Source organism: Nocardiopsis alkaliphila YIM 80379, assembly GCF_000341005.1.
GTDB lineage: Bacteria > Actinomycetota > Actinomycetes > Streptosporangiales > Streptosporangiaceae > Nocardiopsis > Nocardiopsis alkaliphila.
The window spans coordinates 3,504-18,072 of sequence record NZ_ANBD01000183.1; the positions used below are offsets into that span (position 1 = coordinate 3,504).

The 14,569-nt window shown below is 67.4% G+C and carries 11 protein-coding genes and 1 pseudogene (1 of these 12 running past the window's edge); 7 read left to right on the forward strand and 5 right to left on the reverse strand.

Translation table 11 applies throughout. The features are described from left to right. The 3 genes and pseudogenes from D472_RS26985 to D472_RS0123880 all read right to left on the reverse strand — a co-directional run. Positions 1–991: pseudogene (locus D472_RS26985) on the reverse strand (sensor histidine kinase); it reaches 1,531 nt to the left of the window's first position. 465 nt (positions 992–1,456) lie between these two features. Next, positions 1,457–1,876 (reverse strand): DUF3592 domain-containing protein, encoded by a 420-nt coding sequence (locus tag D472_RS0123875; protein WP_017606956.1) that lies wholly within the window; start codon positions 1,874–1,876, stop codon positions 1,457–1,459. Between the two features lie 68 nt (positions 1,877–1,944). Further along, positions 1,945–2,163: a hypothetical protein gene (locus D472_RS0123880; RefSeq protein ID WP_152448057.1), complete on the reverse strand. Its 219-nt coding sequence runs from the start codon at positions 2,161–2,163 to the stop codon at positions 1,945–1,947. Between the two features lie 272 nt (positions 2,164–2,435). Here D472_RS0123880 and D472_RS0123885 point away from each other — a divergent pair, with 272 nt between their 5' ends. Both D472_RS0123885 and D472_RS0123890 read left to right on the forward strand, forming a co-directional pair. Next, positions 2,436–3,254: a M23 family metallopeptidase gene (locus D472_RS0123885; protein WP_017606958.1), complete on the forward strand. Its 819-nt coding sequence runs from the start codon at positions 2,436–2,438 to the stop codon at positions 3,252–3,254. Positions 3,255–3,296: 42 nt separating this feature from the next. Beyond that, the gene (locus D472_RS0123890) at positions 3,297–4,097 is read left to right on the forward strand and encodes an endonuclease V (protein WP_017606959.1); all 801 of its coding nucleotides are present in this window, start codon (positions 3,297–3,299) and stop codon (positions 4,095–4,097) included. A 131-nt stretch (positions 4,098–4,228) separates the two neighbouring features. Here the strand turns inward: D472_RS0123890 and D472_RS0123895 are convergent, their stop codons facing one another. Continuing rightward, positions 4,229–5,668 (reverse strand): GuaB1 family IMP dehydrogenase-related protein, encoded by a 1,440-nt coding sequence (locus tag D472_RS0123895; protein WP_017606960.1) that lies wholly within the window; start codon positions 5,666–5,668, stop codon positions 4,229–4,231. Positions 5,669–5,908: 240 nt separating this feature from the next. Here D472_RS0123895 and D472_RS0123900 point away from each other — a divergent pair, with 240 nt between their 5' ends. Then, positions 5,909–6,838 (forward strand): CDP-alcohol phosphatidyltransferase family protein, encoded by a 930-nt coding sequence (locus D472_RS0123900; protein ID WP_017606961.1) that lies wholly within the window; start codon positions 5,909–5,911, stop codon positions 6,836–6,838. A gap of 163 nt (positions 6,839–7,001) precedes the next feature. Here the strand turns inward: D472_RS0123900 and D472_RS0123905 are convergent, their stop codons facing one another. Beyond that, on the reverse strand, positions 7,002–8,147 hold the full coding sequence (locus D472_RS0123905; RefSeq protein ID WP_033304589.1) for an acyltransferase family protein: 1,146 nt from the start codon (positions 8,145–8,147) through the stop codon (positions 7,002–7,004). 480 nt (positions 8,148–8,627) lie between these two features. Between D472_RS0123905 and D472_RS0123910 the strand changes: the two genes are divergently transcribed. The 4 genes from D472_RS0123910 (at position 8,628) to D472_RS0123930 (ending at position 14,490) form a co-directional block, all read left to right on the forward strand. Then, complete coding sequence (locus D472_RS0123910) at positions 8,628–10,541, forward strand: amidohydrolase (protein WP_017606963.1); 1,914 nt, start codon at positions 8,628–8,630, stop codon at positions 10,539–10,541. Positions 10,542–10,583: 42 nt separating this feature from the next. Beyond that, positions 10,584–11,345, forward strand: coding sequence for a M48 family metallopeptidase (locus D472_RS0123915; RefSeq protein ID WP_026118018.1), 762 nt, complete (start codon positions 10,584–10,586; stop codon positions 11,343–11,345). Positions 11,346–11,816: 471 nt separating this feature from the next. Next, the gene (locus tag D472_RS26370; RefSeq protein WP_051046065.1) at positions 11,817–13,172 is read left to right on the forward strand and encodes a CPBP family intramembrane glutamic endopeptidase; all 1,356 of its coding nucleotides are present in this window, start codon (positions 11,817–11,819) and stop codon (positions 13,170–13,172) included. A gap of 76 nt (positions 13,173–13,248) precedes the next feature. Continuing rightward, positions 13,249–14,490, forward strand: coding sequence for an MFS transporter (locus tag D472_RS0123930; protein WP_017606966.1), 1,242 nt, complete (start codon positions 13,249–13,251; stop codon positions 14,488–14,490). The last annotated feature ends 79 nt before the right edge of the window (positions 14,491–14,569 follow it).

Below are 14,569 nucleotides of genomic sequence, written 5' to 3' on the forward strand. Positions count from 1 at the left end.
GGGTGTGATAGGCGGCGTAGGTGGCCTCGTCGGCGCCCAGAGCGGTGAACTCGGCGATGACGTACCCGTAGGCCTGTTCCCATTCGTCCTTGTCCACCGGCATCGAGAGGTTCTCGACCGACTGTGGAGCGAGGGTGACCGGATCGGTCGTGGTCTCCGTTTCGACCTCACGATCGATGATCTGCTGCTGCATCCGCTGCAGTGAGGCGTACTCGGGGCTCTCCAGCACCGCCTCGTAACGCTCCTTCTGGCCCGGGCCGCTCAGGTAGTGGGCGTTGGCCTCCAAGAAGCCCTCGTAGGAACCGACCATGGAGGCGAACTCGCGCTGGTCCTGCACGCTGAGTTCGTCGGTGGCGAAGGCACGGGCGATCTGGGCGTCCGCCTGGGCGAGGACGTCCACGGTACGGAACATGTAGATGGCGGTGAAACCAGGGCTGACCGCGGGACCCTCGTTGCCCGTACGGCCCTGGCTGTCGAAGCTGTCGGCGCCGTGCAGGATGAGTTCGTTGTAGTAGTCCAGGATCTCGGTACGCCCGACCGCCCCGGAGTCGATGGCTTCACGCGTCTGGTCGATCTCCTGGTACATGTCGTACAGCATCTCGATGTGCATACCGCCCTCGCCAGGGGCGAGGTCGGCGAAGCCGATGAGATCCTCCACGACCGTGCCGAGGGAGTCGTCGGTGCTCTGCCGGGCCTCGACCAATGCCTGGGTCAGGTCGGCGTCATCGGGGTTCTCGATGTAGGCGATGGTGGCCGAGCGTTCGGCCATGGCGTTCACGAGGCCGACGGCGGAGGGAGTGACCAGGTCGTCGGTCGCCTTGGCCCGGATGAGCGCGTAGGCCGCCTCGCCACCGAGGGCCAAAGTGAGGACCAGCCACAGCACTACCAACGCGCTCGTGGGGATCATGACCATGGAGCGAATACGGGCGGTGATCGTTCGCCCACGTTTTTTCGGTACTGCCTGCACGGTGCTCCTGTCGATCCGCGTCATGGGTTTGTGGTCCGGCACTGGGCCGTCGTTGCCTGGTCGCTCTTGGTGACCAACGCCGGCGCGCACCTCCCGCCCGGACACCGTGTCTCTGCTGAGGGTGCGGGTGACACGGTCTTGCCGCAGAGTGACCACGAATGGGGGTTTTCGGCGCTGGAGATCGTATCTCGACTAGGAAACGCCGGATTATCCGGGGGTGTGGGCAGTCTGCCATGAACCGGTGAAATGTTCATACATGTGCAGCTCTGCGGCTTACCGGGGAGTATGGGGCCAGTGTTGTGGACGACTATAGGACAAAGGTCACATGCGCAACTAGTGGTGAACTAGGTGTTGTTTGTTGATCTAGGACGGTGAAGGGCGCCGGTTCGTATCAAGCGCCAAATCGCCCTTCGGCGATCAGCGGGGTCTGGAGGTGTCGACGGTCACGGACCGCGTGCGAGTTCGCTCCGTCGGCGTGGGCCGTGGGCCTCAACCGTGAGCGGCTGATCCCACCGTGCTCCAGTGGAGGTAGCCCAGGAAGAGTCCGGCCACCACCAGGATCAGTCCCAGGGCACCGAACAATCCCCGCACGTAGTGGCTCAACCAGGGCGCGGAGACGATCCGGGCCCGTTCGGGGGCGTCCGGGTCGTAGGAGACCGTCACGATCTCCCCTGCGCGGGAGGCGGTCCACCCGGTGTTCTCGTGCTCGGCGTGCACCTCCTTGCCGTCCTCGGTCTGGAACTGCACGATCATGCGGGAGGCCACCGAGGTCTCGTGGTAGCCGATCACCCTCCCCTTGGCTCGTACGCCGTGCTTGACCAGGCGCAGCTCCATGCGGGTATCGCGGGTGACGACCCACAGCAGGATCACGCCGGCGATCATGGGGAGAAGGGGATAGAGGTCGGCCATGACGGGGGAGTCCTTTCGGGGCTCATGACACGGGGCTGGGCGCGGGGACGGTGGTTCAAAAGAACCGATCAGGCCGTCGGCCGGGAGTCGGGATGGTGTGGACCTCCTCCACGGAACGTTCGGGCCGGGCGTGGGCCGGCCCCAGGCGTGGTCGCGGCCACGCCGAACAGCACCGAACCCATGGGGAGGAGTCCGGAGCGGCCGGGCTCGGGCGTGGCGTCGAGTCGTTCGGTGAGGACTCCGGTCGCCTGGGCCGGCTTCGGTGGGGCGGACGTCCCCACGTTCACCCGCTCCATTGTGCCTTCCAAGCAGGTCTTTTTGTGTGGTCAGGGTAGGGGGATTCGCCCAGGACGCTCCTCGAGCCGTCCTCGGTGACCAGGCGTGACCCGGGCAGGACCGCGGGTGTGGGTCCGGGCTCGTCCGGGTCGCGCCGGAGACGACTCCGGCCGTGGGGCACCGAGGGTTCGTCCTCTGGGACGGTGCGATGCTCGACTCGTCAAGGGGAAAGAGGTATTTACTATGAAAGTACGTAATCACCCATGAGCATGAGAAGAGCGGCATGCGTGCCACGGCCCGAACCCTTCGCAGGCTCTTCGTGTGGAGCGTCCCGGCGTTCGTGTGTTTCATCGCCTTGGACTTGAGCTTCGGCCTCCCCCACCCCTTCGCCCTCGTCGTACCGTTGCTCCTCATCGGCCTGTACGTGGCGGCGTTGGTCACCGGCCATCTGGCCCGACCACGCACCACCCCGGCCACGGTCGAGGTGGTGCCGCCGGTCGAGGGAACCTGGACCGGACTCAACGGGCCGGCGGACAGGGTGCCCAGCCACGGCACCCACACGCTCGGGCAGACGTACGCGATCGACGTCCTCATCGATTCCGGACGTCCGACCATCGACGGGTGGTGGCCCGCTACGCGGCCGGCCACGGACTTCCCCTCCTTCGGCGCGCCCATTCTGTCCGTGGGGGAGGCCACCGTCGTGCGCGCCTCGGACGGCCAACGCGACCACCGAAGTCGCAACTCCTACCCGGGATTGCTCTACCTGTTCGGGGAAGGAATCGTCCGATCCATCGGTGGCCCCGGCAGAATCCTCGGCAACCACGTGATCCTGGACCTCGGCGATGGTGTCCACGCCGCCTACGCTCACCTGAAGCGGGGGTCGGTGGTCGTTCGGGAGGGTGATCGGGTCACCGCGGGACAGCGGATCGGTGCGTGCGGCAACTCCGGGAACTCCTCTGAACCGCACCTGCACTTCCAACTCATGGACCACCCCGAGCCCGAACTGGCGCATGGTGTCCCCTTCCGGTGGACCGGGGTGGGAGTCCCCGCCAACGGAGAGTCGTTCACCATCGAGCCCGGCGCCTCGTGCCCTCCCTCCTAGACTGCGCACGGGAAAGGCAGCAACGGGACAGGGTGGGAGAGCATGACGGAGATCGCCGAACGCGCGGCCAAGGCGCTGAACGACCCGGAGAACTGGCCGCAGGACCCCAAGGAGGCGGTGGCCCGCCAACGCCTTCTCGCCTCCCGAGTGCGAAGCGAACCCTTCGACGCGGGCGCGGTGGACCTCGTCTGCGGGCTGGACGTCAGCTACGGGGTGAACGACACCGAACTCGCCGCGGCGGCCGTGGTCTTGGACGCTCGCACGTTGGAGGTGGTCGACACCTCCCTGATCGCCGACACCCCCTCCTTCCCCTACATCTCCGGGCTGTTCGGTTTCCGTGAACTGCCACCGGTCCTGAAGGCCATCGAGGGATTGACCCTCACCCCCGACGTGTTCGTCAGCGACGGCTTCGGTCTGGCGCACCCTCGTCGGTTCGGGGTCGCCAGCCACCTGGGCGTCCTTCTCGACGCACGGGTGGTCGGGTCGGCCAAGACGGTGCTCTACGGCAGGAACACGCTTCCGGGGGAGGAACGTGGTTCCTGGACCCCGATGGTGGCCGGACGTTCGGAACTGGTGGAGGACACCGAGCGGTTGGCCGCGCAGGGGGCCGAGGTCATCGGCCGCACCCTGCGCACCCGTGCCCGCACCAAACCGGTGTACGTGTCCGTGGGTCACCGGGTGGACCTGGAAGGTGCCTGCGACCTCATCCTCCGTGTGTCGCCCAGGTATCGGATCCCCGAACCCATCCGGCACGCCGACCGCCTGTGCGGTCGATACCGCAAGGAGCACAAGGCCGCGATGGAACGGAGCTCCACGGAAGGGAACGCCACGGAACAAGGGTAGGTCCTGCTCCCGGGCCACGGGGATTCGTTCCGGCACCGTCGGGCAGGGGGTCGGTTCCAACACCGGCAAGCCGAAGACGGGGAGGGGCACCAAGGCCCCTCCCCGTGGTCATACCGGTTCTCAGCGGTCACCTACCAGCCGTTCTCCACCGGGCGCCCCTCGTTGTACCCGGCGGTGCTCTGCACGCCCACCACGGCACGTTCGTGGAACTCCTCCAGCGAGTCGGCGCCCGCGTACGTCATGGAGCTGCGCACACCGGCGATGATCTGGTCGATGAGATCCTCCACTCCCGGGCTCTCCGGATCCAGGTACATCCGACCGGTGGAGATGCCCTCTTCGAACAGCGCCTTGCGAGCCCGATCGAAGGGGGAGTCGTCGGAGGTGCGCAGGCGCACCGCGCGCGCCGACGCCATCCCGAAGCTCTCCTTGTACCGCCGGCCCTCGGCGTCGCGCATGACGTCACCCGGCGACTCGTAGGTGCCCGCGAACCATGAGCCCACCATGACGTTGGAGGCACCCGCGGCCAGGGCGAGGGCGACGTCGCGCGGGTGTCGAACCCCGCCGTCGGCCCACACGTGCCCACCCAGTTTCCGGGCGGCGGCGGCGCACTCCAACACGGCGGAGAACTGCGGGCGGCCCACCGCGGTCATCATCCTGGTGGTGCACATCGCACCCGGACCCACGCCGACCTTGACGATGTCGGCACCGGCCTCGATGAGGTCGCGGGTGCCTTGGGCGGTAACGATGTTGCCCGCCACGATCGGCACATCGGGCGAGAGCCCGCGGACCTTCCCAATGGCGGAGATCATCTTCTCTTGGTGACCGTGCGCGGTGTCGATCACCAGGGTGTCCACCCCGGAAGCGAGTAGATCGGAGGCTCGGCCGGCCACGTCACCGTTGATTCCGACGGCGGCGGCCACACGTAGGCGACCCTGGGGGTCCAAGGCGGGCTCGTACAACGTGGAACGCAGAGCACCGGTGCGGGTGAGCACACCCACCAGGGCGCCCTGTTCGTCCACGACCGGGGCCAACCGGTGTCGGAAGTCGTGCAGGATCTCGAAGGCCTCACGGGGTTCGGTGCCGGCGGGGATGGTCAGCAGTTCGGTGGACATCACGTCCCGCAGCTGTGCGAAGCGGTCCACGCCCGCGCAGTCGGCATCGGTGACCACACCGAGCGGGTGCCGATCATCGTCGATGACGATCACCGCGTTGTGCGCCCTCTTGGGCAGCAGGTTGAGAGCCTCACCCACGGTGCTGGTGGGGTTGAGGGTGATGGCGGTGTCGTAGACCAGGTCGCGCTGCTTGGTCCAGGAGATGACGTCGGAGACGACCTCGATGGGGATGTCCTGTGGGATGACCGTGATGCCGCCGCGCCGGGCGACCGTCTCGGCCATCCGGCGTCCGGCGACGGCGGTCATGTTCGCCACGACCAACGGGATGGTGGTGCCGGTTCCGTCCTGCGACGACAGGTCCACGCTGAGCCGGGAGCCCACGGAGCTAAGGCTCGGCACCATGAACACGTCGCTGTAGGTCAGGTCCTGATCAGGGACCCGGTCATTGAGAAAACGCAATGCCTCTACCTCGGTCGAGACCGCAGGGGGTGGAGACGACTCCGCCGGTCGCCGCCGGCGGCACCCTGTTGCTCCCCCTCTTACCACTCGATTATGCAGTGGCCGATTACCTCGAAGACACCCCTGTCTGCCATGATGACTCGATTCCCGCCTCTACCCGGGCCCGACCCATGCCTAGATCCGGGACAGGACACCGTGTGTCCCGGGCGTGGGGATGGATCGCCCTCCAGGAGTACACCGATGTCGCGTTTCACTTTCGCGCAAGTCAAGGAAGAGACCTACAAGGCCAAGGATGCCTGGTGGACGGTCTTCCTGGTCGACCCGCTGGCCGGTCGTCTAGTGGTGTGGACGGCGAATCGGACCAATATCACGCCGAACCAGCTGACTCTGGGGGCCGGCGTCCTGGGGCTGCTCTCGGCCGTGTGTTTCGCGGCGCCGGTGTGGGCCGGTGACCTGGGTTGGGCGTGGCTGGTGGCCGGCGCGCTACTGTTCCACCTCAGCTTCGTACTGGACTGCATGGACGGCAAGATCGCCCGGCTGAAGGGCAACGGTTCGGTCTTCGGAGCCTGGGTCGACTTCGTCTTCGACCGGATCCGTTTCTTCGGTTGCGTGATGGCGTTGCTGATTGGTCAGTGGCTGGTCACCGGAAACGTCGCCTACCTGATCGTCGCTCCGGTGGTGGTCTTCTTCGACCTGCTCCGTTACCTCAACGGTTCCCAGGTGGCCAAGACCCGCAAATCCATGAAACAGGCCCTGGCCATCGCCTCGGGTGAGACCGAACGGCTTCGTGCCGAAGCGGTCCAGGAGCAGGCGGCGGACCCCGAGGAGGACGAGCCCTCCGAATCGGTGGAGGCCGTCAAGGACGTACCTCCCAAGGGTCTCTACCCGCGGGTGCGTACCTTCCTGTTGCGGCACCGGGTCCGCCCGCACCTGTTCAGCGGTATCGAGTTCGAGATGTTCCTGTGCGTGGTCGCCCCGGTGACCGTGTTGGTGGCCTTCTTCACTCCGCTCGACAGCCTCATCATCCCGGTGGCGATCTTCTCCGTCCTGGCCTTGGCCTTTTTCGAAACGGTCCTGGTGATGCGGCTATGGAAGGAGACTCGCCGCTTCGAGGTGCGTCGCCGTGAGCTCGCGGCGGCTCCTCCGGCCGATGCCCGCACGGAGGGCTGAATCGGCTTGGCGGGGTCGGACTCACGGCGCCGATGAGAACAGGACGAAGGGCGACCGGCGCGAGACGCGCCGGTCGCCCCCTTCTGATCATGTTCCCGTAGGAGTCGATGACCGCCCCTCCTCGTATGGACCGGACCGAACGGTCATCCTCCCTGGCCGCCTTCTACACGGGGGCCTTCTGCGACTTCGGATCCGTGCCCGCGCGCGTGGAGCCGGTGGCCTTCTCGTCCGGTTCCCCGTCGCCCTGACCCAGGAGCCAGGTGGGCCGCGGTTCCACGGCCCACCGCATGCACTTACGCACCCACGGGGTGCACAGAAGGAGGGTGAGCGCGATACCCAGGGCCACGTTGACGGCCAGCCCCGATGCTCCGGTCAGCACGTCGTACCAGGGAGAGGCCTTGAACACGAGGAGGACCACCGAATGCCCCAGGTACACGAACAGGGTGTAGGCACCCAGGGAGGTGAACCACGTCCGCCGTTTGGGCGTGAGGGCGAGCACGGCGAAGGTCATGGCCAGGGCGATGCCCATGAAGAGCAACCGGATGCCGACGCTCGGCATCAGCGGATCGATGTCGCGGTCGATGAGGCTGTCCCGCCAGAACACCCACTCTCGGCTGAAGTCTCCAGAGATCGGCAGGGCGAGGAGGGTGGTGGCGGCCAGGACCAGCACGGCGCTCACCCGGACCCAGAGCCGGTCAAGGTGGTCGAAGTGTTCGCGGCGCAGGCTCAGGCCCAGCACGAAGAAGGGCAGGAGGCTGACCACACGTCCCATCGACAGGGTGGAGCTCAGGTCGGTGGTGGCGGCGAACAGCGAAATGATGACGGCGGTCGCCACGGGCCAGCGCAGCCGCTTCCACAGGGGAACGCTCAGACGCCATAGGAATAGGGCCACCAGGAACCACAGTGTCCAGGTGGGTTTGAGGATCGATAGGGAGTCCGGTAGCCCACCGCGTTCGATCGCGTAGAAGCCCTGATGGATCGTCCAGAAGATGAGGTAGGGGACGGCCACGGTCAGGACCAGCTTCTCCACCCGTGTCGACGAGGCGTCGAAGGATCGGGAGAGGTAACCGCTGATCATGATGAACGCGGGCATGTGGAAGAAGTAGATCCAGTAGTAGAGGGCACTGGCGGGCCCGTAGTCGCTGACCGGTTCGATCGCGTGGCCGATGACGACCAGTGCGATGAGGATGAACTTGGCGTTGTCCAAGCGGGAGTCACGAACCGGCGTCTTCTTTGACGCCTGGGAGGGACCGGGACGTGCGCTCGCGCCGCGCTCGTCCTTGGGACGCAGGGATTCCATTCTGGTCATGGATGAGGCCACTAGGGACTCCGGATCACGGGGTGGTGGGTTTTCGACCTCGGGGGTGCCACTTCTGACATGGCGGACCGAGGACCGTCGGTCGGTGGAGCCGGGATGGACGCGGATCCGGTGTCGCGTGGCGCGCGTGGGGGACACCGAGGGGATCTCGTCGACGGACATGGCCCGTTACCTTACTGAGACATGGCAAGGTGTGCCAGTGGTTCGCTGAAAACGGGTCTGATGTCACAAAACGACAACGACTCCTGGAGGGGGTGGCGGATCGGCCCGAAACCGTATGAAGAAGGGGTGCGGGGATCGCCTACCGTGTGCAGACCCTAACCCATGGCACACTCTTGCGTGCCCAGGGTGCCCATCATCCGATCCATGAACCGCGCAGGTCAGTGTGAATCCTTGACGTTCGCGAAGATAAAGTGCACGAAGGCGGCTGTTCCCCTTGCAGCGTCTGCCAGGACGAGAACGAAGAAGGCGGTGGAAACCGTGCCGCACGCGGTGGATCCCAACCGTGCCGCCCAGCACGGAAGTGTGGTCATGCGACTCCTCGACGAGATCTTTCCTCTCGTCGAAGGGGTCTACGTGGACCTGCACAAGAACCCGGAGCTCTCGCACTCCGAACAGCGCACCGCCAGCATCGTCGCGGAGTGGCTGACACGTACCGGTTATGAGGTCCACAAGGGCATCGGCGGCACCGGTGTGGTCGGCGTCCTCCGCAACGGACCCGGTCCCACGGTGATGCTGCGTGCCGACATGGACGCGCTTCCCTTGGAGGAGAAGACCGGACTGCCCTACGCCAGCACGGCCAAGGCGCTGGACGGTGACGGCATCGAGGTTCCCGTCATGCACGCCTGTGGTCACGACGCGCACACCGCGTGCCTGGTCGGTGTGGCGGACCTGCTCTCGGAGACCCGTCAGGAATGGGCCGGCACCATCATGATCGTGGCCCAGCCCGGTGAGGAGACCCTCGACGGAGCCCAGGCGATGATCGACGATGGCCTGTTCGATCGCTTCGGCCGCCCCGACGTCATCCTCGGTCAGCACCTGGGACCGCAGCCCGCCGGACTCATCTCGCACCGCGCCGGGATCATCCTCGGCGCCGCCAACGCCTACCGCGTGCGCGTCTTCGGGGAGGGCGGCCACGCCTCCCAGCCGCACACCACCGTGGACCCGGTGCTCATCGCGGCCAACATCGTCAGCCGCCTCCAGGGCGTGGTCTCCCGTGAGATCAGCCCCAGTGAGATGGCCGTCCTCACCGTCGGCCGGATCCAGGCGGGTACCAAGGCCAACATCATCCCCGACGAGGCCTACCTGGAGATCAGCACCCGGGCGCTCAACGAGAACGTCGCGGAACAGCTGGAAAGGGCCATCGAGCGGATCGTGCGCGCCGAGGCCGCGGCCTCCGGCGCCGGTCGCGAACCCGAGGTGGAGCGCTTCCAGGGTAGTGGGGTCACCCACAACGATCCGGCGAGCACCGCCGACGTCGCCGCCGCGCACCTGGCCTACTTCGGCGAGGAGTACGTCATCCACCTGCCGGATCCCTCTCCGGCCACCGAGGACTTCTGCCGCTTCGGTCTGCCCGAGGACCCGCAACCCATCCCGTACGTGTTCTGGTTCGTGGGCGCCACCCCGCACGACGTGTGGGAAGCCGCCCCCGGCGCCACCCCCTACGAGAAGATGGGCAACGTTCCCAGCAACCACTCACCGTTCTTCTCACCCGCCCGCGAACCCACGCTTCGGGCCGGACTGGCCGCCCTGACCGTGGCCGCCTTGGCCTACCTGGGTAGCGACAACAAGAACCCGTCGGTGCCGAGCCTGCCTCCGACCGAGGTTCCGGCCGGCCTGGCCTTCGCGGGACCCGCGCCGACCGAGGACGCCGATCCGTACACGGCCACCGATGGTGGTGAGGGCCACGTCCCCACCGGGGGATACCAGGCCCAGGAGCCGGGGATGGACGCGCCGGCCCCACACCACACCTCCTCCGGTCCTCAGAGCGACTACCCGGGGCCCCAGGACGTCTCGTCTCCGGCCGAGGATTTCGGCGCGCCCGAGCCCTTCTCCGGACCGGCTCCCGGTGGGTCATCGTTCGGCGAGAGTGAGGACAACGACGCCTACGACAGTGCCTTCCTCGCCTCCTCCTGGCCCGCCCCGAACGACTCCGAGGCCCGATCCACCGCCGACACCGAAGTGGCCAGGGGTGCACGGGAGCAGGAGCCCTGGGACGAGTGGGGTGGTGGAAGGGTCGAGGAGTCGACCCTGTCCGCGGACATGGCCGCCCTCCTGGACGAGGAGGCACCTCCGCCTCCTTCCGGTCCCCCCGCCGGTCCGGCCTACGGTGGGCCGCCCCCGGGAACGGACGACGACCGGCCCGACACCCAGTACCGGTACTGAGCACACGTGGGGAGTGTCCCTTGGCGCTGGGGCGACCCCCACGTGCGCCGGTCCTTGCGTCATCACCGGGAGGTACCCGCTCTGGTGATATGTGTCCTGGTCACGTTGTTCACCGTGGTGGGGGCGTTCAGCAGGGCCCTGTCCGGGGACCCCAACGAGCCACTGCTGTTGTTGAGCATCCCCGCGCTCGTGTACTTCGTGCGTGGCCAGCTCTACGCACGCCAGCGGGTCAACGGGGTGCGCATCACGGCCGAACAGTTCCCGGAGGCGCACCGAATGGTGGTCGAGGCCGCCGAACGGTTCGGCATGCACCGGGTCCCCGACGCCTACGTGGTGCTCGGCAACGGTGTGATCAACGCGTTCGCCTCCGGACACGGGTTCCGTCGCTACGTGGCCGTGAACAGCGACCTGTTCGAGGTGGGTGCCCAAGACCCCGACACCTTGCGTTTCGTGATCGGTCACGAGGTGGGTCACATCGCCGCCGGCCACACGTCCTTTTGGCGACAGTTCGGGGTGTCGGTGGCCAACGTCATCCCCGGCGTGGGGAGCAGCCTGGGGCGGGCCCAGGAGTACACCGCCGACAACCATGCCTACGAATATTGTCCCGAAGGGGCCGAAGGGCTGAGGGTCCTGGCCGCGGGCAAACATCTCTACCGCGACGTCGACTTCGACGACATCGCACGCCGAGCCCACACCGACACCGGCTTCTTCGTGCTACTGGTCAACCTCCTCTCCAGTCATCCGGTCAACACCTTCCGGTTCGCGGCCCTGGCCGACCGGGACAAGCCCGGTCGGGTGCTGTGAGGCGAGAAGCTTTCGCAGACCCGCACCTTTCACCCGTCGTCGCGGGCCCCGACCATACGCTGTTCCACGTGCTGGGCCAGTCGTTCGTGAGGCGGATGGCCGCGGTCCAAGACCCCGGTGCCGTGCGACATCGGTCGTGGCTCCATCGCGTGAGGTGCGATCTCCACTTCGATCCCTTCGCGCGAACGATCACCCGGCCTCCGTCCGCGGCCTCGGGCACCACGGCCCGGCCGGTGCCACCTCGCGGATGCCGTGGAGCCTGTCGGCCCTGGGCGCGACCACGGTTCGGTCCACCGCCCCGACCCGGGCCCTCAGGGGAGTCGGGCGGTCGACTCCAAGGCCATCACGGGTGCGATCCGGGGCGCTCACCGGCGTCGCCGTTCGAGGCGCCGAGCACAACGAGGTCGAGTCGATATCCTCGATAACGACATTACGGCGCTATGACCCGAGTTGTTCTTCTAGGCTGTCTCCGTGCCTTGGTCGGAGATTCTTCCCCAGTTCAGTCTCACCGGGACCTTGTTGACGGTCCTGCTGCTGTTCTTCGCGGCGATCGGTGAGCCCTACCTCGGACGGCGCGCCTTCGCGTGGCTGTCGCGTCGGGAGGGTGACGGGCGTGCGCTGGAACTGATGTACGCCGTCACGATGGCCATCCACGTGCTGTGGGGAGTACTGGTCCTCACGGTCCTGTTCACCTCGCCGAACCTGAGCGCGGTCGACCTCGGACTGCGCCTGCCCGAGGCCTGGGCGCCGGTGGTGGGTGCCGCCCTCGGTGGACTGATCGCGCTGGTCGTCTTCTGGCTGCTGGTGAACGGTCTGCCCACCAAGGAGCGCTACCCCGTTCTGGCCAAGCTGCCGGAGTGGAGGGCCAGGAAGCAGAGGGCCGCGACCTCGGAGGGGGGCGAGGAGGGACCACAGGGCCCCAAGGGCCGTCGCGCTCACCGGGGGCACCGTGGTCGTCGGGCCGTCGCGGCGCCGATGCGGTTGCCCGAGCCAGGGCGTCGCCAGTACCTGCTGCTGCCTCATACGCGTAAGGAACGGGCGTTGGCGGCGGGAATGGCGATCACCGGTGGTGTGTTCGGCGAACTGCTCTACCGAGGGCTGTTCATCGTGCTGATGGCGAGCATGGACGTCCCGTTGTGGATCGCGGCCGTGCTGTCGGTGGTGCTGTTCTCCCTCGCGCACCTCTACCAGGGTTGGTGGGGACTGCTCAGCGCGGGATTCTCCGGAACCCTGTTCACCATCCTGTACTTGGGCACGGGCAGCCTCCTCGTGCCGGTCCTCGTGCACGTCGCGCTCAATCTCCGTTCGATCGTCTTCCCCCCGGCCTCGGAACTGGCCCGGGCCCAAGAGGCGTACGACGACCACCACGACGACGAGTACGGGGAGTACGAGGAGGGCCGAACCGGCGAGTTCGAGGTGGTCGACGCCGCGACGGAGGACCGGAACGAGTTCGTGGCCATTCGGGCGACTCCTCCCCAGGGGACCCCCTCCGGCCCGTTCCAGGGCCCGCGTCCGGGACCGCCGCAGGGCCCGCACCAAGGGCCACCGCCGCAGGGGCCTCCTCAAGGGCCGTCCCAGAGTCCTGGTCCCCATCCCGCTCCCTACCAAGGCCCGCCTCTCGGCCCACCGTCCGCCCCGCCCCGGGTTCCGCCTCGGCCCCACTCTTCCGAGGGCCCACGTCAAGGGCCCCCGCCCGGAGCTCCTGGAACGGGAGCACGGACCGCTCAGCGGGGTCTTTCTCCTCAGCCCCCGCAGCCAGGTGACTTCCTGGCCCCCGAGGCGGACCGCTCCCCGAGGCAGGACTCCACGCGCTGGGATCGACCATGACCCGCGTCTTGGCTGAGCACCCGCTGGTGGGGACGGACACGTCGACAGGCCCGTCCCGCTCGGCTAGAAAGAAGGGATGATCCGATCTGGCTCCCTCGGGGCAGGCTCCACCCCCACCGACGTCCCGGGTCTCAAGGGGCAGGGATTCGCCCTGCTCATCCTGGCCACGGCGGTCGGCCTGTGCGGTTTCGCCGCGGTCCTGCCCCTCGTTCCCCTGTGGGCCATTCGGGGCGGCACGGGCGAGTTCGGTGCCGGTGCCACCACCGCCGTCTTCATGTCCACCACGGTCCTCACCCAGTTGACCATGCCCTGGCTGCTGGAGCGGGCCGCCGGTTACAAGTGGGCCTTCCCCGTCGGTTCGCTCATCATGGGCGTGCCCACCCCACTGTTCGCCCTGACCACCGACCTCACCGTGCTGCTCGGCATCTCCGCCGTACGTGGGGTGGGGTTCGGCATGGTGACCGTGGCGGGAACGGCCCTGGCCGCCCGACTGGTGCTCAAAGAACAGGTGGGCCGCGCCACCGGTTACCACGGGCTGGCAGTGGGGCTCCCACAGATCGTCATCCTGCCCGGCGGTGTGGCCTTGGCGCTCAACATCGGCTTCGGCACCGCCTTTTGGCTCACCGGGATCTGCGGCGTGATCGCTGCCGTACTGTCTTCGGGCATCCTGTTCGCCGACGGTGGCCGCAACCGGGCCCTGCTGAGTGGAACGGACACGGCGCCCGGTACCTCCTCGGGCCCGCGCGGCCTACCGTTGCTGATGGCCCTGGCCGCGCCCTTGGTCCTCATGTTGGCGGTCTCTTCGTCCGCCGGTGCGATCGTCACCTTCCTCGCCATCCCACTCGAAGAAACAGCGTGGCTGGTCAGCGCTCTCTTGGCCGGGTACGCGCTGCTGTTGGTGGTCGGGCGCTGGAGCGCCGGGATGCTGTTCGACCGCTATGGGCGAACGACCCTGTTGTTGCCCGCGTCGATCGCGGCGGCCGTGGGCATGGGCTTGATCGCCTCGGGCCTGTGGCTCCACGACGGCGCGACCCCTGGATGGGAGGTAGCGGTGCCGGTGCTGATCGGCTCCTGTCTGTTCGGACTGGGTTTCGGAGCGGTGCAGAACGAGACCGTCACGATGATGTTGAACAGGGCCGGCCCCACCGGTCACGGTCGTGCCAGCGCGGTGTGGAACATCGGCTACGACGGAGGGCTCGGCGTCGGGGCGGTGTTCTTGGGACTGATCATCCAATTGCTCGGATACGGCCCGGCCTTCACCGTGCTGTCGGTGGCCCTGATGGCCGTCGTTCCCTTGGCGCTGTCTCGGGACCGGTGACCGGACACCTGGCCGGTCGCCGGGGTGGAGCCCCTATAGTGGCGGAGCGTCTTTTTCAACCTGGGCGAATTCTTCCTGA